The 21282-nt window shown below is 70.5% G+C and carries 22 protein-coding genes and 1 pseudogene; 9 read left to right on the plus strand and 14 right to left on the minus strand.

The annotated features are described in order from the left end of the window. Positions 1–121 precede the first annotated feature (121 nt). A complete protein-coding gene (locus ABH940_RS08370; RefSeq protein WP_370064160.1) occupies positions 122–595 on the minus strand; it encodes a MarR family winged helix-turn-helix transcriptional regulator in 474 nt (157 codons plus the stop codon). Between the two features lie 216 nt (positions 596–811). Between ABH940_RS08370 and ABH940_RS08375 the strand changes: the two genes are divergently transcribed. Both ABH940_RS08375 and ABH940_RS08380 read left to right on the plus strand, forming a co-directional pair. Continuing rightward, positions 812–1561 (plus strand): dioxygenase, encoded by a 750-nt coding sequence (locus tag ABH940_RS08375; protein WP_370105030.1) that lies wholly within the window; start codon positions 812–814, stop codon positions 1559–1561. An 80-nt stretch (positions 1562–1641) separates the two neighbouring features. Continuing rightward, positions 1642–2577 carry an NADP-dependent oxidoreductase gene (locus ABH940_RS08380; RefSeq protein ID WP_370064164.1) on the plus strand — a complete coding sequence of 312 codons (936 nt, stop codon included), beginning with the start codon at positions 1642–1644 and terminating at the stop codon, positions 2575–2577. 100 nt (positions 2578–2677) lie between these two features. Here ABH940_RS08380 and ABH940_RS08385 read toward each other — a convergent pair. The 4 genes and pseudogenes from ABH940_RS08385 to ABH940_RS08400 all read right to left on the minus strand — a co-directional run. After that, positions 2678–3268 (minus strand): annotated as a pseudogene (locus ABH940_RS08385) (VOC family protein); the annotation flags it as partial. Next, a complete protein-coding gene (locus tag ABH940_RS08390) occupies positions 3265–4347 on the minus strand; it encodes an acyl-CoA dehydrogenase family protein (protein WP_370104959.1) in 1083 nt (360 codons plus the stop codon). The pseudogene ABH940_RS08385 and the gene ABH940_RS08390, both read right to left, overlap by 4 nt. Positions 4348–4541: 194 nt before the next feature. Then, positions 4542–5036, minus strand: a complete 495-nt coding sequence (locus ABH940_RS08395) for a flavin reductase family protein (protein ID WP_370064168.1) — start codon at positions 5034–5036, stop codon at positions 4542–4544. Positions 5037–5276: 240 nt separating this feature from the next. Beyond that, positions 5277–6620, minus strand: coding sequence for a PucR family transcriptional regulator (locus ABH940_RS08400; protein WP_370064170.1), 1344 nt, complete (start codon positions 6618–6620; stop codon positions 5277–5279). Positions 6621–6771: 151 nt separating this feature from the next. On the opposite strand from ABH940_RS08400, the gene ABH940_RS08405 reads away from it, so the two are divergent. Further along, positions 6772–7701 (plus strand): LysR family transcriptional regulator, encoded by a 930-nt coding sequence (locus ABH940_RS08405; RefSeq protein WP_370064172.1) that lies wholly within the window; start codon positions 6772–6774, stop codon positions 7699–7701. 60 nt (positions 7702–7761) lie between these two features. Here ABH940_RS08405 and ABH940_RS08410 read toward each other — a convergent pair whose 3' ends face one another. Then, complete coding sequence (locus ABH940_RS08410; protein ID WP_370104960.1) at positions 7762–8625, minus strand: helix-turn-helix transcriptional regulator; 864 nt, start codon at positions 8623–8625, stop codon at positions 7762–7764. Between the two features lie 379 nt (positions 8626–9004). Between ABH940_RS08410 and ABH940_RS08415 the strand changes: the two genes are divergently transcribed. Further along, the gene (locus tag ABH940_RS08415) at positions 9005–9913 is read left to right on the plus strand and encodes an oxidoreductase (RefSeq protein ID WP_370104961.1); all 909 of its coding nucleotides are present in this window, start codon (positions 9005–9007) and stop codon (positions 9911–9913) included. A 390-nt stretch (positions 9914–10303) separates the two neighbouring features. Here ABH940_RS08415 and ABH940_RS08420 read toward each other — a convergent pair whose 3' ends face one another. After that, positions 10304–11449, minus strand: coding sequence for an FAD-dependent oxidoreductase (locus tag ABH940_RS08420; protein WP_370104962.1), 1146 nt, complete (start codon positions 11447–11449; stop codon positions 10304–10306). Between the two features lie 145 nt (positions 11450–11594). On the opposite strand from ABH940_RS08420, the gene ABH940_RS08425 reads away from it, so the two are divergent. The 3 genes from ABH940_RS08425 to ABH940_RS08435 all read left to right on the plus strand — a co-directional run bounded on the left by ABH940_RS08425 (position 11595) and on the right by ABH940_RS08435 (position 13700). After that, positions 11595–12248 (plus strand): TetR/AcrR family transcriptional regulator, encoded by a 654-nt coding sequence (locus tag ABH940_RS08425; protein ID WP_370064180.1) that lies wholly within the window; start codon positions 11595–11597, stop codon positions 12246–12248. An 86-nt stretch (positions 12249–12334) separates the two neighbouring features. Then, a complete protein-coding gene (locus tag ABH940_RS08430; RefSeq protein ID WP_370104964.1) occupies positions 12335–13252 on the plus strand; it encodes a helix-turn-helix transcriptional regulator in 918 nt (305 codons plus the stop codon). 25 nt (positions 13253–13277) lie between these two features. Then, the gene (locus ABH940_RS08435) at positions 13278–13700 is read left to right on the plus strand and encodes an organic hydroperoxide resistance protein (RefSeq protein WP_370064184.1); all 423 of its coding nucleotides are present in this window, start codon (positions 13278–13280) and stop codon (positions 13698–13700) included. 164 nt (positions 13701–13864) lie between these two features. Here ABH940_RS08435 and ABH940_RS08440 read toward each other — a convergent pair whose 3' ends face one another. Beyond that, positions 13865–14332, minus strand: a complete 468-nt coding sequence (locus ABH940_RS08440; RefSeq protein WP_370104965.1) for a MarR family winged helix-turn-helix transcriptional regulator — start codon at positions 14330–14332, stop codon at positions 13865–13867. A 56-nt stretch (positions 14333–14388) separates the two neighbouring features. Here ABH940_RS08440 and ABH940_RS08445 point away from each other — a divergent pair, with 56 nt between their 5' ends. Further along, positions 14389–15414, plus strand: coding sequence for an NAD-dependent epimerase/dehydratase family protein (locus tag ABH940_RS08445; protein WP_370064188.1), 1026 nt, complete (start codon positions 14389–14391; stop codon positions 15412–15414). Between the two features lie 128 nt (positions 15415–15542). Here the strand turns inward: ABH940_RS08445 and ABH940_RS08450 are convergent, their stop codons facing one another. The 6 genes from ABH940_RS08450 to ABH940_RS08475 all read right to left on the minus strand — a co-directional run bounded on the left by ABH940_RS08450 (position 15543) and on the right by ABH940_RS08475 (position 19918). Then, positions 15543–16004 carry a cupin domain-containing protein gene (locus ABH940_RS08450; protein WP_370104966.1) on the minus strand — a complete coding sequence of 154 codons (462 nt, stop codon included), beginning with the start codon at positions 16002–16004 and terminating at the stop codon, positions 15543–15545. Positions 16005–16268: 264 nt separating this feature from the next. After that, a complete protein-coding gene (locus tag ABH940_RS08455) occupies positions 16269–17201 on the minus strand; it encodes an alpha/beta fold hydrolase (protein WP_370104967.1) in 933 nt (310 codons plus the stop codon). 224 nt (positions 17202–17425) lie between these two features. Continuing rightward, positions 17426–18364 (minus strand): NADP-dependent oxidoreductase, encoded by a 939-nt coding sequence (locus tag ABH940_RS08460; RefSeq protein WP_370104968.1) that lies wholly within the window; start codon positions 18362–18364, stop codon positions 17426–17428. Between the two features lie 78 nt (positions 18365–18442). Next, a complete protein-coding gene (locus tag ABH940_RS08465) occupies positions 18443–18898 on the minus strand; it encodes a MarR family winged helix-turn-helix transcriptional regulator (RefSeq protein ID WP_370104969.1) in 456 nt (151 codons plus the stop codon). A 583-nt stretch (positions 18899–19481) separates the two neighbouring features. After that, the gene (locus ABH940_RS08470) at positions 19482–19709 is read right to left on the minus strand and encodes a hypothetical protein (RefSeq protein ID WP_370064198.1); all 228 of its coding nucleotides are present in this window, start codon (positions 19707–19709) and stop codon (positions 19482–19484) included. Beyond that, positions 19706–19918 carry a hypothetical protein gene (locus ABH940_RS08475; RefSeq protein WP_370104970.1) on the minus strand — a complete coding sequence of 71 codons (213 nt, stop codon included), beginning with the start codon at positions 19916–19918 and terminating at the stop codon, positions 19706–19708. Before ABH940_RS08475 ends, ABH940_RS08470 begins: the two co-directional genes overlap by 4 nt. A gap of 111 nt (positions 19919–20029) precedes the next feature. Between ABH940_RS08475 and ABH940_RS08480 the strand changes: the two genes are divergently transcribed. Next, positions 20030–21280: a helix-turn-helix domain-containing protein gene (locus tag ABH940_RS08480; protein ID WP_370104971.1), complete on the plus strand. Its 1251-nt coding sequence runs from the start codon at positions 20030–20032 to the stop codon at positions 21278–21280. Positions 21281–21282: the final 2 nt, after the last annotated feature.

A 21282-nucleotide genomic window follows, 5' to 3' on the forward strand; every position in this document is an offset into this window, starting at 1 on the left:
CTTCGAGTGCCTTGTCGGCACTCGAAGACCGTCGAGAACACCTGAGACCCCGTTACCACCGTCGCAAGCCAAGCGGATGCCCGAACATCCCGCGAGCGGAAGACCCCCGCCGCGGCCGCGCTCAGCCCCCTTCGAGCTCCCGGCGCACGGTGGCGGCGATGCGGGTGAGTGCGGCCTCGAGGTGGCGGCGCTGGGCGGCGCTGAGCGGATCGAAGACGAGCCGCTTCACCTGCGCGACGTGTTCCGGTGCGCTCTCGACGAGCTTCTGCCGGCCGGCGTCGGTCAGGGCGGCGAGGGTGTAGCGACCGTCGCCTGGGTCGGGTCGGCGGGCGACCCAGTCGCGGGCCTCGAAGCGATCCATCACCTTCGACAGGCGGGGCTGGGTGCTGTCGCAGACCCGGGCCAGGTCGCTGAGCCGCATCGTGGCCTCGTCGGCCATGGACAGCTGGGCCAGCACCCCGTACTCGAAGTTGGAGATGCCTGCGTCTCGCTGCAGTTGGCGGTCGAGGGCCGCCGGGAGGGCAATGACGACCGTGAGGAGCGCCTGCCACAGGTCCTGCTGGTCGTCGTCGAGCCAGGGCGACTGAGTTTCCATGAGCTCCATCATACTTGCCCGGGCAACTCGCATCACTTGCCTAGGCAACTCATCATGAGCTACTTTTGACTTGCCTGGGCAAGTGATAACACTTGCTCAGGCAAGTGAAGGAGCTGATTTTCGATGACAGCACCAGCCGCGGCATACGACGACCTGCTGGCCCGGGTCCTGCCACAGGCGCGCGAGCAGCGGGTGTGGAACCCCTCCGACGGGCCCCTGCCCAGCCTCTTCGTCAGCCACGGGGCCCCGTTCACCCTCGACGATCCGCAGTGGATCGGCGACCTCTTCGACTGGGCCCGGTCGATGCCCAAACCCCGGGCCATCGTGGTCATTTCGGCCCACTGGGAACGCGCGCCGGTCGCGATGTCCGGAGCCGCGGCCGGCACCCCGCTCCACTACGACTTCAGCGGCTTCCACCCCCGCTACAAGACCCTTCCCTACGCGACCCCGGACGCCACCGACCTGGCTCGGCGACTCACGGGCCTGCTGGGCCGGACGCCGGTGCACGAGTTCGCCGACCGTGGCCTCGACCACGGCGCCTTCATCCCGCTGATGGCCATGTACCCCGCGGCCGACGTCCCGGTCGTGCAGCTGTCGATGCCCAGCCTCGACCCCCGCGCGCTGCTCGAGCTCGGGGCACGCCTGCGGCCCCTGCGCGACGAAGGCATCCTCGTTCTCGGCTCGGGCTTCATGACGCACAGCTTCGCCGTGTTCCATCGGCCGGAGCTCGCCGCCTACACAACGGCCTTCGACGAATGGGCCGTTGACGCCCTCGCCCGGGGCGACGCCGACGCCCTGGCCGACTACCGCAACAAGGCACCCGGCGCCGCGGTCGCCCACCCGACCGCCGACCACTTCGTCCCGCTGCTGCTCACCGTCGGCGCCGCCGACGACCCCGGCAGCGCGGTGAGCGCCATCGACCGCATGGTGCTGGGCAACTCCACCCGCTCGGTGCAGCTGACCTGAGCGCCTCGACGTGCTCCACCTTCCCGCCTGATCGCCTCATCCCTTGGCGACGACGTCAACACACCCTGGAGGAAAGCTCCATGAAGGCAATGCGTTTCCACGAGTTCGGCAGCAGCGAGGTCCTGCGCTACGAGGAGGTCGAGCGTCCGGTCCCCGGCACCGGGCAGGTGCTGGTGCGGGTGGCGGCCACGTCGTTCAACCCGGTCGACGACCACATCCGCGCCGGTGCCCTGGCCGAGATGCTCCCGATCACTCTCCCGTACGTGCCGGGGATCGACCTGGCGGGCACCGTCGCCGAACTCGGCGCGGACGTGACCGGCCTGGAGATCGGCGACCGGGTCCTGGCGATGCTGCCCCTCGACACCGCCGGCGGCGCCGCCGAGTACGTGCTCGTCCCGGCCGAGTCCCTGGCCCCGGCGCCCCGGACGACCGAGCTGGTCGACGCCGCGGCGCTGCCGCTGACCGGTCTGGCGGCCTGGCAGACGGCGTTCGAGCTCGCCGAGCTGAAGCCCGGTCAGACCGTCCTGGTCAACGGGGCGGGGGGCGCGGTGGGCAGCCTCGTGGTGCAGCTCGCCGTCGACGCGGGAGCGCACGTCACGGCGGTGGACTCGCCGCAGCACGCCGACCGCCTGCGGGGCTACGGCGCGGACCGGGTGGTCGGCCCGCTCGCCCTCGCCGAAGGCCCGGCCGCCGTGGGCGGTCCGTTCCAGGTCGTGGTGAACCACGTGCGCGTCTCCCCGGAGGAGCTCTCGCAGCTGACGAACTACGTCGCCGACGGCGGGGTCGCCGCCAGCACGGCCGGCCCGATTCCCGAGGACCCCGCTCGGGGGGTGCGCAGCGCGAGCCTGTGGGTCCGCAGCGATGGAGCCCAACTGGCGGAGCTGGTCGCCAAGGTGGATGCCGGCAGGCTCCAGGTCCACGTCGCCGCCCACCGCCCGGTGGCCGAGCTGGCCGCCGTGCACGAGGACGCCGGCGCCGGACGGCTGCCCGGCAAGACGGTCGTGCTCGCTCCCTGATCACACCCTGACCGCACCCCTGACCGCACGCGACCGGGCCGCCCACCGTTGACACTCCCTCCGGTGGGCGGCCCGGTCCCGCAGCCTCTGCTCCTTCGCGCTACCTCGACTCACCGTGGGACCCGGTCATCAGGGCAGCGAGATCCTCCGGGGCGAGGAACGAGGGCGGGGGTGGTGGACCCCAGTTGAACAGGCCCTTCGCGCCCTCCAGGACCTCCGGCGTCCACAGCTGGTCGTCGACGATGCAGTCCAGGTCGGAGTAGTACTCGCTGAAGTTGCCGGCCGGGTCCTTGAGGTACCAGAAGAAGTTGGAACCGGCGTGGTGTCGTCCCAGGCCCCAGACGTGCCGCTCGGGATTGCCCGCCAGCATGGCGGCGGCGCCGCGGCCGACCTCGTCGATGTCGTCGACCTGCCAGGAGGAGTGGTGCAGGAAGGCGACCGGGGCGGCCAGGACCAGGATGTTGTGGTGGTCGGTCGAGCAGCGCAGGAACGCCCCGTGGTCCTTGATGTAGTCGGACGCCTTGAAGCCGAGCCCCTCGCGGAAGAACGCGGTCGTGGCGTCGAGGTCGGTGGTGCCGACGACGGCGTGGCCCAGCTTGCGGGGCCGCACCCGGCTGCTGCGCAGCACACCGGGCGCGCGGGCACCGGTCCGCTGGGCGCGTCCGGGGCCGTTGTAGGCGGTGGCCGCTACACCATCACGGTCACGGTGCCCCGGATGCCGAACAGCGACTTCCCGTAGATCTCAGCCGCCACTTCGGGGTTGAGGACGGCGTGACGGCTCCCGGTCTCGATGTCGCGCCAGATGCGCTGCAGCGGATTGGACTCGCCGAAGCTCGAAGCCCCCTGGGCCGAGCAGACGATGCGGACCGCCTCGCGCGCGTGGACCGCCGCCACTCCTGCGTCCATCCGCATGCGGGCTCGGGCGTGGTAGTCGGGGAACACCCCGGCCCGCGCGGCCTCGTCGATGTCGGTGGCCGCGCGATAGGCGTGCAGCTGGGCGGAGTCGGCGAGCGACGCAGCGTTCGCGGCGGCGAGTTGGATGACGGGCGCGTCGGCCTGGGAGGTGTAGCTCGTCAGGGTCAACCCCCGCTGCGGGGCCCTCTCGATCAGGAGATCGACGGCGGCCACCGCCAGCCCCAGCTGGGGCCCGGTCAACACAAGGGCCGCAGCCGGCACGAACGGTGACCGGTAGAGCGCCTCGTCGGTGAAGGGCGTGGCGTAGCGGCCCTCGACCGCGTCCGGGACGGAGTGGAAGCGGTGTGCGGGCACGAAGAGGTCCTCACCGACGAGCGTGTTCGACGCGGTCCCGCGCATGCCCGCCACGAACCAGGTGTTCTCGACGGTCAGTTCCGACATCGGCGCGAGCACCATGCCGACGGCGTCCGTCGTGCCCTCCGCATCCGGCCGGGTGACCCCGAGGACCGCCCAGTCCGCGTGGGCGCACCCGGAGGCGGGGGCCCAGCGCCCGCTCACCCGGTACCCGCCCTCAACCACACGCGCGGTACCCGAGGGGGTGATCACGCCGGCGACGCGGGCGTGAGGGGTGTGGGCCCAGACGTCGTCCTGGGCCTGGGCGGGGAAAAGCCCGACGAACCACGCGTTGGCGTTGAGCAGTGAGGTCAACCAGCCGGTGGAGCCGCAGGCGCGGCCGACCTCGCGGCCGACCTCCAGCAGGGTGCGGTAGTCGGTCTGCAGGCCGCCGTAACGGGCGGGCTGCATCAGCGACAGCAGGCCGGCCTCGGCCAGGGCGTCGATGTTCTGCGCGGGCACCCCGCGCTCACGGTCGGTCAGATCGGCGTTGTCGGCGAGCAGCGGTCGCAGTGCGGCGGCGCGCTCGACGAGGTCGGGCCCTCAACTCGCGTGCGGCGTCGGTGGTGCGGGGGCCATCCATGATGATGTTCATCGTCGTCACTCCCGTGTCGGGGTGGTCGGGATTTCGGGGTTGCCGAGGTACGGGGGCAGGGTCAGCTCGCGACGGCGAGTGGGGCGTGGGTGCCGAAGACCCGGCGCGCGTAGGTCAGCAGGGCCATGGGGGTGGACTCGGCCTCCTCCACGGTCACGACCAGCAGGACGTGGTCGCCACCGTCCACGTGGCGCTCCACGCGACCCGCCGTCCAACCGGCCGACTCGGGCAGGTGGGGAAGCCCGGAGCGGACGGTCCAGCTGACACCCTCGAACTTCAGGCCCGGCCCCCGGCTTGGTCGGGCGAACCTCGACGCCAACTCCCGCTGGTCGGCGCCGAGGATGTTCACTCCGACCGCGTCACCCGGCTGCAGATGAGCCAGCAGCCCGGAAGCCCGGTCCAGGGCGAAGCTCACCAGCGGCGGGTCGAGGGAGAGCGAGGCGAAACTCGACACGGTGCTGCCGTGCGGACGCCCGTCGGCACTCATCGTCGTCACCACGGTGACCGGGGCGCACACCCCGCTCATCAGCTCGACGAAGCTCTCTCGGTCGATCATCGTGCGCCTCCTGGAGTGGTTGAGTCCGTGTGTCGGGATGCGTGACCTGGTGCGTCACCGGTCCGCCATCACGAAGTAAACTCAAGCTCCTTGGGCAGCCGCTTGGTCTGCCGGCTCAGGGTTCCGGCCCCGGTTTGGTCTGCCACGCCGGTCCGGGCTGCGCTGGTCCGGGCTGCGCTGGTCCGGGCCGGTCTGGGCTGGTCCGGGCCGGGCGCGACCGGCACACCGGGTTCAGCGGGCTCAGCGCTCGATGTCGTGCGGCAGGAGGACCGCGTCCCCCAGTTCCTCGGTGAGTGCCAGGGCGGTGTGGAGGGCGAAGCGGTGGTCGTCGAGGTCGTGGCCCAGCACCTCCTGGGCCCGGTTCACGCGGTAGGTCACGGTTCCCCTGGCCACGTGCAGGCGTCGGGCGACATCCACGAGGCTGCGCTCAGCTTCGATGTAGTGGTACAGCGTGGTCCGCAGTGCCTCCATCGGCGCGCTGCGGGCGGCCAGCCCGCCGAGTTCGCGTCGGACGAAGTCACCGGCCGCGTCGAGATCGGTCGCCAGCAGCGCGATGGCGGCGACATCGGCGTAGGCGGTCGCATGCCTCGGACCCCGTCCGGCTTCGCGCCGCAGTCGCTCGATGCTCTCCCCGCGCTCGGCCTCACGGTGCGAGCGGCGGAAGCCCGCGACACCGTCGCCCGGGGTCCCGAAGGCCGCCTGGACCTGCTGCCGGGACAGTGCCTCCGCGATGGTCTCCCACGAACCGGTCCGGCGCGTGCCGTCCGCGGGCACGGTGCCCCACGCCCACAACCGCCCTGTGGCCACGGGGACGACGAGCGTCATGGTGGCGTCCCGGGCCCGGAGCGCCTCGATCGCCGCCGCCTGCAGGGTGGAGCTCTTGTTCGGCGAGTCCGACCACACCACCACCGCCTCGTGGGTACGCCGCAGGTCGTAGCCGAGGGCACGCGACGCCTCGCCGACATCCGTCGTCGTGGCATCACTCAGCAGGGAACGGACGATGTCGGCTCGTGCCGCGGCTGCGCTGGTGCTCCACACCTCGTGCTCCACGAGGTAGGTGCGGATCATGGCGTCGGAAAGCTCATCGACGTAGGAGAACAGCTCACGGGAGACCGCCGTGACCTCATCGACCGCCGCTTCCGGGTCGACCAGCTCGGCACAGGCCCGCAGGAACGCCTCGGTCGTTGCCGCGTGCCCGATCCTGACGCCGTGCAACACCCGTTCCAGCGGTACGGCCCGGTGCACGAACTCGCGGATGCCCTCCAGGGTCGCCTCACCGATGGGTGGGGCGACGGCCGGGCCCTCCACCAGAGTGAACAGCGCCCGCAGGGTGGTCGCTTCATTGCCTCGGCGCAGCAGCTCGACCCCGATCGGGCTCCCGCCGAGGGCCGGCACCTCGCCGACGATCCGCTGCACGACCAGGGCGCTCAGTTCGATCGCCCAGCGCACGGGGTCCGCACCGACGCGCGCCACCGCGTCCTCGACGATCGCGCGCGGAGAGGCCGCTCGGTCGGTGTCGACCTCACCTCGCGGGCCCAACTGCGCGATCCAGGCCCGCCGCAGCCGCCGGACGGTCTCGGTCATGGTGCCCTCCCTGGGGCTACGATGCCGCGACGCCGAGGGCCTGATCAACTGCCGGCCACCGAAGCCATCGTTCGGCAAATCCGAACGACGTGGCAGAATAGTGCAGTTGCTCGTCGTGGTGCGAGCACCACGAAGCGACGGGAGCGCGGAAATGAACCTGCGTCAGATGGAGTGCTTCCTCGCCGTCGCGGACGAACTGCACTTCCGGCGGGCTGCCGACCGTCTGCGGCTGGCTCCTCCCAGCGTCAGCGAGGCCATCGCCGGCCTGGAACGCAGCCTCGGTGGTCGGCTGGTCGAGCGTACGAGCCGGCGGGTCCGACTGACACCCCTCGGCGCCGAGTTCGCCGCCGCGATACGGCCGCCCATCGAGGCGTTGCAGCAGGCCCATCGGACCGCCCGCCTGCGCTCGGTGGGCCATCGTGACCTGGTCGTCGCCCACACCCCGGAGCTGGGACAGCTGATCCTGCCAAGACTGGTCGACGCCTGGCCCGGCGCCGCCGACGACGATGTCCGGGGCCGGTGGCGTCCGGTCCCCATGCACACACCCGAGCAACTCGCCGCCGTGGCGGACGGCGAGGTGGACGTGGGCCTGTGCTGGTCGGTCCCCGATCAACCCGGGATCGCCAGTGCCGTGCTCGGCGAGTTCCCGCTGGTCGCCGTGGTGCAGGCGTCGGACCCGCTGGCGAGCCGCCGGGAGGTGGCACTCACCGAGCTCCGCACCCGGCAGATCCTGATCACCCCGCGCGCCGACAACCCCTACCTCGACAGCCGGTTGGAAGCCGACCTGATCCGGGCAGGCATCCCCCGCACCCACATCGAGGAGGTGGGTCGCTACGACGAGTTGGCCCTGAACGTGGCCATGCGCGGACACGTGGGCATCCACCCCGGGCCGATTGCGTTCTCCAACTCCCTTCCCACTGTGGTGTTCCGTCCGATCGCCGACGCCTCCGACCGTGTCCGGATCTGCGCGATCACCCGCGCCGATGCCCGCGCCGATGCCCGCACCGGCTCCAGCACGGACCTCGTCGCGAGCCTGCGGTCGATCGTCGGCGCACTCGACATCGACGACAAGCTCACTTGACGCACGCGCGGCGTGCACGGCCAGGCGGACGGTCCAGACCGCCCACCACTGCCATGACCGTCAGTCAGCGGCCTGCGGCAGGCCGGCCTGGAAGCGCTGCGCTCCTATCACGCCCAGCAGTTGCAGCTTCTGATGGCTCTCGGTACCGGGTGGGGCCGTGTAGACCAGCAGGGACTGCGACTGGGCCGGGTCCAGCAGGACCTGGCAGTAGAGCTCCATCAGGCCCAGCTCCGGGTGGACCAGCCGCTTGCGCTGCGCGGTCAGCCGCAGGCCGACCTCGTGCGCGTTCCAGCAGGCCGCGAACTCGGCGCTGCGCTCCAACAGCGCGTCGGCGAGATCGGCCGCCCGCGAGCCCACGCCCTCGCGGGTGACCGACTCCCGCAGCTGCGAGGTGAAGGTGCGGCCGAGCAACTCGTGGTCCTCCGACGGGTAGAGCAGCCGCGCGGCCGGGTCGGTGTACCACCGGTAGACGATGCTGCGCGCCGGGCCCGTGAAGTGCGTCTCGTCGCCGACCAGCGCGACGGAGAGACGGGTCTGCACCACGGTCTCCCCGAGCCCGGAGACGACCTGGGCCGGGGTGTCGTCCAGCCGGTCCAGGATCCGCATCATGCCCGGACTGACATGGTCGCTGCGCATGGCCCGGAGCGGGGCGCTGTGGCCTGCCAGCAGGAACAGGTGGTCCCGCTCGTCGCTGGTCAGGTGCAGGCCGCGGGCGAGCCGGGCCAGCATCTGCTCGGACGGCTGGGGACCGCGCTGCCGTTCGACCCGGCTGTAGTAGTCGGTGGACATGTCCGCGAGCGCCGCGACCTCCTCGCGGCGCAGCCCGGCGGTGCGCCGGCGCGACCCTCGCGGCAGGCCGACGTCCTCGGGCTGCAGCATCTCGCGGCGCTTCCGCAGGAAGTCCGCAAGTCCGGCCCTGTCCATCAGCGTCTCCTCATCCCAGGGCCGAGAACCACTCGACGACCGTGCGTGCGTACGGCTCCGGTTGGTACCGGTGGATCACGTGCGGCATGTCCGGGAAGGCCCGGTAGGTGAGCTCCTGACTCCGGATCGTATTCCCTGAGGTTCCGCGGCAGGCCGTCGGAGAGGGAGCCGTCCGACCGGGCCAGGTTCACATGCGGCGAAACACCCAGCAAGGAACCGGCCGGCCACGGATCGCCCAGCCACGGATCGGCGATCCGTGGCTGGGCGGTTCCTTGTTACCCCCAAGGATCCGGGGTGCAGTGGTGGCGACGGCCGGAAATGCGGACGATTCGACAGTCGCGCGAACTTCGGGCGCGCGCCCGTACCGACAGGAAACGCCATGACGAAATGGACCGCGACGGACCTCCCCGATCTGGCCGGGCGCACGGCAGTGGTCACCGGTGCGTCGGGAGGCATCGGCCTGATCACCGCCCACGAACTGGCCGGGGCGGGCGCGCGCATGGTGCTCGCGGTGCGCGACACCGACAAGGGCGCGAAGGTCGCCCGCGCCATGGCCGGCGACACGGAGGTGCGGCAACTGGACGTGTCGAGCCTGGACTCAGTGCGGGCGTTCGCCGACGCGTGGACCGGTGACATCGACATCCTCATCAACAACGCCGGAATCATGCAGGTCCCCTTGGCCTTCACCGCCGACGGCTTCGAGTCGCAGGCGGCGACCAACTACTTCGGCCCGTTCGCCCTCACGAACCTGCTGCTGCCGCACATCACCGACCGCGTCGTCACCGTCTCCTCGCAGCTGCACCGCCGCGGGCACCTGCGCACCGATGACCTGAACTGGAAGACGCGCACGTACAACGCGACCGCCGCGTACTGCGACTCCAAGCTCGACGTGACCCTGTTCGCGATCGAGCTGGACCGCCGGCTGACCGCTTCGGGCAGCCGGGTCCGGTCGCTGCTGGCGCATCCCGGGATCGCGGCCACGAACCTGACCGCCCATGTCGGCGGGTTCCCCGGGTTTATGAACCGGGCCATGCGGTTCATGACCAACGACGCCGAGGTCGGCGCGCTGTCGACCCTGTACGCGGCCGTCGAGGACATCCCCGGCGGCTCCTACGTCGGACCGAGCGGCGTCGGCGGCATCAAGGGGTATCCGGCGGTGCGCAAGCCCTCCCGCGCGGCTCTGGCCCCGGAGGCCGCCCGCGCACTGTGGGCCGCCACCGCCGCGCTCACCGGCAGCGGCGCCGGCACCGGCACCGGTACCGGCACCCAACGGGCCGTCACCAACTGAGCGGCTCGGTGTGTCATCGGCACAGGCAGAGGGAAGCCGTGCTCCCGGCGCAGCCGCGCCACCTGATCGCGCGATGCCGCGTCCGGTGCTCCGGCCAAGGTCTGAACGACGAACGTGCGGCTCCTGAGCGTGGTGTGCAGAATCAGGTCCGGCCTGGCCGCCATTGCCTCCGCTGCTCCGGGTCCGCGCGGGTCGAAGAGGCTGCGGTGCCCGGCTCGCATCGACGCCGGAGCACTGTCACCTAAAGTCCCCCGAGAATCTGTCACAGCCTGTGTGAACGGCCCGGCCCACGAAAGATCACGTGCTCCTTGGCGCATTCCCCCGAACGGGGTAGCAGCTCGGAAGAGAGCTCCCTCTGGTTGACACCCGCAGGTCTGCTCACCACGCCCCTCAGGGCTGGGCGTTGTCGTCATCACCGAAGTCGGTGACGTCGGCACAGAGCAGGTGCTCGGCGCCGCCTTCGAGGATCTTGGCCGTCTCGGCGGAGCGAGGGAGCATGGTCGTCTCGTACACGCGGATGGCGTCGTCGACGGTGGCAGAGTTGGCGAGGGCGAGGGCGAGTTCGCTTGCGTCGAGCATGGCGAGGTTGACGCCGACGCCGAGCGGCGGCATGAGGTGGGCGGCGTCGCCGAGCAGGGTCACGGTCGGGCTGTGCTCCCAGGCGTGCGGGACTGGGAGGGCGAAGATCGGGCGGTCGACGTAGGGACCGTCGTTGTCGGTGATCATCTGGCGCATGCGCGGTGACCAGTGGGCGTACTGGTCGAGGAGCAGGGCGCGGATGCCGCCGGTGTCGTCGGCGGTGAGGCCGCTGTGCTTGATCCAGTCGACGGGGACTCGCTGGATGATGTAGACGCGGATGTGGTCTCCGCTGTTGCGCTGGGCGAACAGACCGCGGTCGCCGTCGGCTGCGTGGGCGCCGCCCTCGCCGACCAGGGCGGCGATGTCGGGGTGGCGGTTCTCGACGTCGGAGAACCGCGCCTCCAGGAAGCTCACCCCGGTGTACTCGGGGACGGCCGCGGACACGGCCGGGCGTACCCGCGAGGAGGCCCCGTCGGCGCCGATGACCAGATCGGTCTCCAGGGTGGTGCCGTCGGCGAAGTGCAGCTGCCGCGGCCCGTCGGCGGGCCCGCTGATCGCGTCGAGGGCTTGTCCCCAGTGCACGGTTCCGGGCTGCAGGGAGTTCAGCAGCAGGTCGCGCAGCTGGCCGCGGTCGATCTCCGGCTTGAAAAGCTCGTCGGCTTCCGGGACCTGACGGGACGTCATCGTGCCGGTCGGATCCAGCCGGCGCATTTCCTGCCCTTCGGGGCGGGCCAGCCCGAAGAACTCGTCGAGCAGACCTGCTTCGCGCAGGGCGATCTGGCCGTTGTCGGCGTGCAGATCGAGGGTGCCGCCCTGGTTGCGGGCGTCGGGACCGGGGTCGCGGTCGTGGACGGTGACCGCGATGCCGTGCCGCTGGAGGATGCGGGCGCAGGTCAGCCCGCCGGGTCCGGCGCCGATGATGCTGATCCTGGCCTGGGCGAGTGCTACGGAGTTCATGTGGGTTCCCTTCGTCGACGCCGGATCAAGGCACGGCCCTGTGCCGCGACCTCCTCAGGCACCATCCACGATATTTGGAACAGCTACAAATATGCAACTGTTCCAAGTGTGGCTCCGTACCAATATGCCGGGTAGGGTTGGAGGCATGACAGAGACGATCAACCGCGCGGGAACGGGCGGGCGGCGCGAACGCAAGAAGGCCGCCACCCGCCAGGCGATCGCCGACACGGCGCTGCGGCTGTTCCTGGAGCGCGGCTACGAGCAGGTGGGCGTCCGCGAGATCGCCGAGGTCGCCGACGTCTCGGTGTCGACCCTGTTCAACTACTTCCCCGCTGGCAAAGAGGCTCTGGTCTTCGACGACGACGCGCGTAACGAGGCCGCACTGGTCCGCGCGGTCACCGACCGACCGCCGGGCCGGACCATCCCCGACGCGCTGCGCGCCCACCTCACCGGCTTCGTCGACTCGCCCCAGACCCGGGACCCCCGCTTCGCCGACTTCCAACGGCTCGTCCAGGAGACCCCGGCCCTGCGCGAGTACTCCCGCACGATGTGGCTGCGCCACGAACACGCCCTGGCCCGCGCCCTCGCCGACCAGACCGGCCGGCCGCACGACGACCTCAGCTGCGCCGCCTACGCCCGGTTCACCCTCGAGATCCTCGCGTTCGCGCGCACCCGCCCCGACCCCGTCGCCGCTGTCGACCAGGCCTGCCTCCTGCTCGACCAGGGCTGGACGAACACGGTCGCACGACACGACCCCGAACCCGGCGGACCCGCCACTGCCCCCCGCCCCACTGGATAGGGCTGCCGCAACCACCACGCCGCCCCAGTTGCCTGCCACTGACAGGGGCAGGCGCGCGCTGTCTCCCCTTGCTCATACTCAGGGCCATGAAGAGCAGATCTCAGCTGGGAAGGTTCCTGCGGACACGTCGGGCTCAACTGCAGCCGTCGGACGTCGGGTTACCGGAGTTCGACGAGCGCAGGCGGGTGCCGGGCCTTCGCCGGGACGAGCTTGCCCAGTTGGCGGGAGTGAGCGAGTCCTACTACACGCGGCTGGAGCAGGGGCTGTCCCGGGGCGCGTCGACGGAGGTGCTGGGCGCGCTCGCCAGGGCACTTCGCCTGGACGAGACCGAACACCGTCACCTGTACGACCTGGCCGGCGTCGGACGCACAAGCAGCGACGCACGAACCCGCAAGCCGCCGCCGCCCGAACACATCACCGAGACGACCAGGCAGCTGATCGACGCCTTCGGGGACAACCCGGTCATCGTTCTCGGCCGTCGCAGCGACGTACTGGCCTGGAACCGCACCGGGCACGCGCTCTTCGCCGGGCACCTCGACCCCGGCAGCCCGCAGGACCCGGATCGACGACCCAACACCGCGCGGCTGGTCTTCCTCGACGCCCACACCCGGGACCTGTACGAGGACTGGCCGAAGAAGGCCCGAGATGCCGTGGGGAGACTACGACTGGCCGTCGGCCAGTACCCCAGCGATCCGCTGCTGGCCGCACTGATCGGCGAACTTGCGATGCACAGCGCGGAGTTCACTGACCTGTGGGCACAGCACCCGGTCCGCGCCTGGGACACTGCGGCCTACCGCATGCGGCACCCGCTCGTCGGACCGGTGGATGTCACCCAACAGGCCGTCCCGGTCCCGAGCGGGCCAGGACAGCGGCTCGTCGCGGTGACCGCCCGGGCGAACTCCGCCTCGCAGGCCGCACTGACCCTCCTCGCCCAAACCACCGTCCCGGACGCGCGCACCGGTCCGGCCGTCGACAACCCGACCGCTGTTTCAACACACCCGTGAATACAAGCCCGTGAACGGAGACACCATGTCCACGCTCTACACCACCGAAGCGCTCTCGACCGGCGACGGCCGCAACGGCGAGGTCCGCACCTCGGACGGGGTGCTCGACGAACTCCTGGCGGTCCCGAAGGAGATGGGCGGCCCCGGCGGGGACCGGACCAACCCCGAGCAACTCTTCGCCGCCGGCTACGCCGCCTGCTTCCACAACGGCATGCGTGTGATAGCAGGTCAGCAGAAGCTGAAGCTCAGCGAGTCGACCGTCAGGTCCACCGTGAGCCTGATCACCCTGGACGACGGAGCCTTCTCGCTGAAGGTCACCCTGTCCGCACATCTGCCCGGCCTGGACCAGGCCACAGCCGACCAGCTCGTGGCAGCCACCCACCGAGTCTGCCCGTACTCCAACGCCACCCGGGGCAACATCTCGGTCGACCTCGAAGCGACCGTCTGAGGCCCCACTCTCTCGCCAGTGAGATCGCAACTTGCTGTGCACGGCTTCTGTTACGAGACCTGACCCCTTGGGGCGCCGAGCCGAACGTCCTGGCCATCGGAGTCCGGCGGCCACAGAATCCAGTAGCCGCTTGGCAGCACCGCTGGCTGTCGGTCAGGGATCGGCTACGGGCGTTGCGGGCTTCGCATTTTCGTCAGCAGCGCGAGCAGGGCGTCCTGTTCCTGCGCGTCGAGACCGGCGAAGAGCCCGGAGGCGTGCAGCCGCGTTCTGAGGGCCTCCCACAGTTCATGGCCGTGTTCGGTGAGGACCAGGGTGCGCTTGCGGCCGTCGGCGGGATGGGGCTGACGGGCGACCAGTCCCATGCTCTGGAGCTTGTCGGCCGCCAGACTCACCGTGGAGGGGTCGCAGTGCAGGCGGGCTGCCACGTCCCGCATCGTCGGCGGCTCGGTCCCGGGGGCGAGCGCCCACAGCGTGCCGGCGACGGAGGTCGGGACCCCGAACTCGCCGAGCACCTGGGCCACGACCCCGTCCGCGGCGTTTCCCACCTCCATGAGAACGCGGACGATCTCGGCTTTCCGCTCCACGTCCGCGGGGCGAGTCGTCGGTGCATTCGCGTCACGGTCCACGGTCATGGGCCTATGGTACCGTCGAAATATCAATGAGAAACTCAATGATATTGGGGGAGCAAATGACCGACAGCAACGCCCCTGGAACGGTGCTCGTCACCGGCGGAACCGGCTACCTGGCCGGCTGGGTGATCACGGGCCTGCTCCAGCGCGGCTACCGAGTGCGCACCACCGTGCGCAGCCTCGACAAGGCGCAGCAGGTGCGCGACGCCGTGAGTGAACAGGCAGGCGAGCAGGAAGCCGCGACCGTCGAGTTCGCGGCTGCCGACCTCCTCGGCGACGACGGCTGGGACCAGGCGACCGCGGGTGCCGACTACGTGCTGCACACCGCCTCGCCGATGCCCTTCGGCCCGGGCGTGGACCTCATCACCACCGCCCGTGAGGGCACCCGCCGCGTCCTGGGCGCCGCCGTCCGCGCCGGGGTCAAGCGCGCCGTGCTCACCTCGTCCGCCGTCACGGCCGACACCGGCGACCCGGACACCCCCGCGACCGAGACGACCTGGACCGCCCCGTCCGGCACCCCGCTTCGCGCGTACCCCGACTCCAAGATCCTCGCCGAACGCGACGCATGGGACCTCGCCGCCGCGACCGGGCTCGAACTGACCGCCGTCCTCCCGACGTTCATGCAGGGCCCCGTACTGGGCACGCCGAACCGGCCGGGAACGGTCGAGGTCATCCGCCGCCTGCTCGCCCGCGAGATCCCCGCCGTGCCGAACATCGGCTGGAACGTGGTCGACGTGCGCGACGTCGCCGAACTCCACATCCTCGCCATGACCAGCCCTGCCGCCGCAGGCCAGCGCTTCCTCGGCTCGGGCACCTTCCTGTGGTACCGACAGATCGCCCGCATCCTGCGCGAGAAGCTCCCGGACGAAGCCGCGAAGGTACCCGTGCGCACCATGCCCGACATCGTCGTCAAGCTGCTCGCGCGGCGGAACCCGCAGCTGGCGCTGCTGCTCCCCGAGCTCGGCCGGACCCGGCTCGTCGACAACGGCAAGGCCCACACCGAGCTCGGCTGGCAGCCGCGCCCCGCCGAACAGACGATCACCGACACCGCCGCCGCGCTCATCGCCACATCACGACAGAGCTAGCCGCATGCGCTCCCACCGGTGCAGCGCACGTCCGTTCCAGTCCACTCACTTCTTCACAGCCCTCGCGACCGCCCGGCTTGTGCCGCTGATCCGCGGCCCCGAGCCGAAGAGGATTCGAGGCGACCCGGTCAGCGCGGCGGGCCCATGATGATGTTGCCGTACTTGTCGGCGATCTCCGGGTTGGGCGTCACCTGGAAGCCGGGCGGGCGTGGGGTGGACTTGTCGCGGCCGGTCTCCCGGAACATCCCCTCGATGCCGGCCGGGGTATTGATCATGAGCAGGTCGGCCTTCTTGGAGGTGATGCGGTACCCGTGCGGGATCTGCTTGGGCAGGTACACCACGCCGCCCTCGGAAAGCTCGTACTCCTGGTCGTCGCACCACACCAGGGCGGTGCCCTTGAGCAGCAGGAAGACCTCGTCCTCGCGGGTGTGCGTGTGGTACGGCGGTGCCTCGCCCTCGGCGACGTCGAAGCGGCCGATCATCAACTGGCCGCCCGTGGCCTTGCCGTCGAGCAGCATCGCCAGCGTGCCGCCGTCGAGCCATTCGAGTTGCTGCTGCTGTTCGGGTTGCGCGAGATACACCATGCTCATGGGGGCTCCGTTCAGGTGCGGGCACGTTCGTGCAGGCGCGGTGTCGAGGGATGCCGACGGTCGTGGTGGCAGGTGGTCTCAAGCCTGGACGGAACGCACTCGGTTTGCCTCACATTTCAACCATTTTCATGGTCTGACGGTACGCGCGCCCGCCCCGCCGGAGCCGTCACCATAGTGATCGCTTGGCCGTCGCAGAGCCGACTGCGCGCAGTCGCCGACCTGATCCGCGTGGCAACGGCTCCGTGACCGGCTGTACTCCCGGCGTCAGGACAGCTGACGCGCCATTTCTTCCACGGCGTTGATGACCACGTCCGGCCGGTCGATCGGGATGTCGTGCGAGCTGCCCTGGGCGACGACGAGGCGTCGGTTGCGTGCCCCGGCGACGAACTCCTGCTGCGCCAGGCGCCACAGCTGCGCGTCGACGGGTGTCGTGAACGGGGTCTGGGCGGAGACGATCGCGATCGCGGGGACGCCCTGTGGCCAGCTGAGCTTGTGGTAGGCGAGGTGCACGGGTCCGTAGTCGTCGGCTTCGGCCAGGAGTTGACGGGTCGCCCTCGTTTGCGGTTGCTGCTTGAGGGCCGCGATCTGCTGTTGGTTCTCGGCGACCAACTTGGCCGTCTCGGTGGGGGTGTAGAACTCGGGCAGGCTGGCGTCCACCAGGACCGCCCCGGAGTTCCAGTGGGGGTGCTGCCTAACGAAGTAGGTCGCGATCTCTCCGGCCAGTGAGTGGGAGACCAGGATCACGTCCTTGGTGGCGCCCAGTTGCGTCAGCCCGGCGGCGAGGTCCGAGGCGGCGTTCGGGGCCCTCCACGGTCCGGGCACGTCACTGCTTCTGCCTTCCCCGGAGCGGTCGTAGGTGATGATCTCTGATCCGGTCTGCCGCGCGAGGACGGGCACGATGTTCTTCCAGTACGACGCGTCAAGCCCTCCCCCGGCGTCCAGAACGATGGCCGGCAGATGGCCAGGAGTGACGTAGAACGCCAGCTGGTGCCCCTTGTTGGCGATCATGTGCAGGGAGGTCGTGGCAACGCTTGCCGCCTTCGATGAGGTCGGACCGGCCTGCGACGCGGTGGCGGCCGACGTCCCGGTCGAGCCGCAGCCGGCGAGCCCGCCGACCGCTAAAACGGCAGCGGCAGCGGCAGCGGCCAGTGCGGGAGCACGCCGTCCACGTCGGCGCCGTGTGGTGGGGTTGGCCACGGGAGATTCCTTCCGCAGGGGCGAATGATCGGAGCAGCCCCAGGGACGGTTGCTGCGATCCGCCGAAGTGTTTCGACGCCCTTCAGCCTGCCGCCGCGCGTGCACCACGGCGACGGTGCTCACCCCCGGGAATCGCCGGGGGACAACCCCACCACGACGGCCGGGCCGGCGCGTCCCGACAGATCAGAGCGCGTCAGGGCAACAGCCCGGCTACGGCGGCGGTTTCACGGGATCAGGGCGATCTTGCCGTGGGTGTGGCGCTGCTCCAGCGCGGCGTACGCGTCGCGGACGCGGTCCAGCGGGTAGGTGGCGGCGATCGGGATCTCGATGCTGCCGGTGGCGACGAGGTCGGACATCTCGGTGAGCACCTCGCTGCTCGATGCCTCTTCGCTGCCGGCGTGCTTCGTGCCGAGCTCGGCGGCCTTGGCGAAGGAGATGACCGTTTCGATGCGATCGGCGGGGATGCCGAGGTCAACGGCGAGTTGGACGTACTCGGGGCCGAAGAGGTCGATGAACGCGTCGATCCCGTCCGGGGCCGCGGAGTTGAGGTCGGCGGCCAGCTGGTCGCCGTAGGGCACCACGATGGCTCCCTGGGCGGTGAGCCACGGCTCGTTGGCGGGTGAGGCGATGCCCAGCACGCGAACACCGCGCCGGGTGAGGAGTTGGACGACGACGCTGCCGACACCTCCGGCGGCCGCGGAGACGGCGACGGTCTCACCGGGCTTGGGGTCGACGGCGTGGACGGCGGACCAGGCGGTGCAGGCGACGACGTAGAGCGAGCCGGCGACGGACCAGTCCAGCGCGGTGGGCTTGCGGATCAGCTGGCCGGCCGGGACGGCGGTGTGTGTGGCGTGGCTGGAGCGCCGCCAGGAGTAGCCGAGGACTTCGTCCCCGATCGCGAAGTCGGTGACTCCTTCTCCGAGTCCGACGACCACTCCGGCGAGGTCGCTGCCCTGCCCGGAGGGGAACTCGGCGGGGAAACGGTCGCGCATAGCCCCCGTGCGGAGCGTGATCTCGCCGGGGTTGATCCCCGCCGCCCGAACTTCGACCAGCACCTCCCCTGACGCCGGGCGGGGCATCGGGATCTCGGCCAGGTACAGCACGTCGCGGTCGCCGTAACGGTCGAAGCGGACGGCCCGTGCGTGCGTGGGAACGGTGGACATGGCGGCTCCTTGTCTCGGTGGGGCGTTTGGCGGTACGGGAGGGTCAAGGCCTCTGCAGGGTCGGTGCGGTGCGGGAGGTCAAGGCCTCGCTGCAGGGTCGGTCCGGTGCGGCGTGGCAGCGCGGAGGGCGGTCAGCGCGGTGGCCAGTTGGCCCAACTGCTCGGCGGCGAGCGGGCCGGAGAGCCGGGCGGCGAGCTCCTGGTCGAAGATCTCCCCCGCGAACGCGCTGACCTCCCGGCCCTGCTCGGTGAGCGCGACGATCGAGGACCGCCGGTCGCCAGGGTTGGGCCTCCGCTCGCACAGCCCCGCCTTCACCAGGCGGTCGACGGCCTGACTGGCTCCGCCGATGGTGATGGACAGGGCGGCGGCGATGTCGTTGACGCGGCAGTTCTCGGTGCCTTCGACCACGAGTATCACGTTCAGATTGCCCAGCGGGACCTCCGCGTCGCGGCGCAGCCGGGCGTCGATCTCGTTCCACAGGTCGGTCTCGAACCGGATCAGGTCGTCGAAGACCTGCCGCAGGTCCCACTCCACGATTCCGCTCCTCCTCTTCGCAGATGCATTAGCCCTAATTAGATTAGCAGCAATGCATCTGCCGCACCACAGTCCCTGCGATGCGTTCCCTCATCCCACCTTCGTCCCACCGCTCTCCCTCGGCGCGTCACCGCCCTCGCAATCGAAGTCAGTGGGACGGCGGAACGGACCGTCCTGTACTTGCACGGAGGGTCGGGGAGGCGACTCCGCATGGGATGCAGCACCTGTTGCGCCGGGCGTCCTAGGACGTCGACGCAGTGCCTCCCTGCCCGGCGCGGACAGCCGAGCTCGCTCGGGGCGCTATGCGCGAGGCCCCCCGGACGGGAGACCTATCTCTTCCTCTTTTTCACCTGCGGTCCGCTCATGAGCCGTACCCGGCGCTCGTCGTGGCAGCCACAGTCGCAGCCCGTGACGTACCCGCGGATCCGGTACACGCCGACGGGGCACGCGTGGGTCTGACCGACATCCCCACTCGCCGAGCACTCGCCACCAAAGAAGGACAGCGCAGGCGGCTGCCACGTCCTGACGCCCAGCGTCGGCCACACGAACGGCTTCCGCGTCTCCGGATAGGGTCTGCGCTGGCTCACGTCCTGGCCGCCAACGGCAGCACCAGCGTGCGACCGCCGAGAACCTCCAACCACGCGGCATAGGCTGTCGTGAAGTCGAGGAACGCGAGGCCGCGCCGGGTCTCTGCATGCCGCAGCACCTCGCCTCGCTCCACCGGCTCAACGACGCGCCATTCGCTGCTGTCGTGATGGAAGACCAGCTCAGCGGGCGTTCCGGTGGGTGCGGGGGTCGGGTGGGTCATCATGCCGCCGCCTCGCTCTCGGCTGGCTGGTGGCAGGTGCACGCGCAGTTGACTGGGGTCCAGCCGAGCGAACGGTGCTGGTAGCCGGGGGCTCGGCACTGCTGGTGCAGGTCGGGCCAGCGGTCGGCACCGACCTTGCACGCTGGTGTCAGGTACGGGCGCGGCAGCGGGCCGGGTGCTTCGCGCTCCCGCAATGGCATGGTCGTGTGCATAGCCACAGCATCGACATCCTGGCGAAATCGCAGCAGAGCCACAGTGGGTACCCACGATGGGTAGACTCACAGCCAGTGACGATCCGTCACCCCTTGGGGAATGGGAGCGGCATGGCCGACCAACCAACGGGGCTACCCGATCGCCTCCTGAGCGACCCCGACTTCATCGACGCATGCGCGGGACGAGACATCGGCACGGTCTTCCGCATGGCACGCGGCCGCGCCGGCTTCTACCCCTCCCGAATCGCCCGCCAGACCGGACTCACTGTCTCTCGTGCGACCGAGATCATGGACGGCAAGCGATCCCCCAACAGCATCGTCGTGTTGGAGCGCATCGCTGACGGACTCGGCATCCCCGGCCACCTTCTGGGTCTCGCGCCTCGCCCGTGGGAGCCGGAGGAGGCCGTTGCTCCCCTGCCGACCGGGCCGGAGACCTGGGAAGTCCTCGACACCCTGACCAGGTCCACGGCCAGCGACAGCACCCTGCTTCACCTCGAAGCAGCAGTGCTCCGTGGGGCCGCGCTCTACCCCTCCACTCCGCCAGCGCAGTTGATGCCCGACATGGCGAGGCAACTCGCCAAAGTTCACGAGCTCCTCGACCGACCGCAGTCCTTATCGGGTCGTCGCCGCTGCGTTGAGGCCCTGGCCATCCTCGGCGGGCTCTTCGGCCTGGCCCATACCGACCTCGGCGACATTCCCCGCTCCGCCGCCATGTTCCACATGGCCCAGGTCGCCGCCGGCGAAGCCGAGAACCGCCCCCTGTCCGCGTGGTTGCTGACCATGCAGGGCATCAGCCTGATCGCCACACGGCAGGCCACGCGCGGGGCCGAGCTTCTTGACCACGCTGATCAGCTGGCGGCCGACGCATCCCACCGGCGCCGAGCCTGGATCGCCGCCAACCAGGCACGCGCCCATTCTGAGATTGACCAGCGCGGCCCCGCCCTCGATGCTCTCAACCGCGCCAGACACCAGCTTGACCTAGCTGGCCCTGTCGGCGGCCTCGACTTCTTCACCCCCGCACGACTCGACGGTATCCACGGCACTGCCATGCTCAACCTCGGCGACGCCCAGGCTGCGGAGTCCCTCCTCGAAGCCGCGCTCACGAACCGAGACCGCAGCGACGCGAAGGGGCGAGCGATGCTGACCTTCGACCTCGCGGAGTGTCGCATCCTGCAGGGCGAGATCGACGCCGCCTGCCTCCTCGCCCAGAACGCCCTGAACTTGGCAGGGCCAGCCGCTGTCGAGCCCGCGGTCATCCGGGCCAAGGCGGTGCACCGGGCCATGGAGCCGTGGAAGGAGACGCGGCCGGTTCGGGCACTCGCCGAGCGCGTGAGAGAGTCGCGGGTAGCCGTCCGCGACTGAAA

It is taken from the genome of Streptacidiphilus sp. BW17 (assembly GCF_041262485.1).
GTDB lineage: Bacteria > Actinomycetota > Actinomycetes > Streptomycetales > Streptomycetaceae > Streptacidiphilus.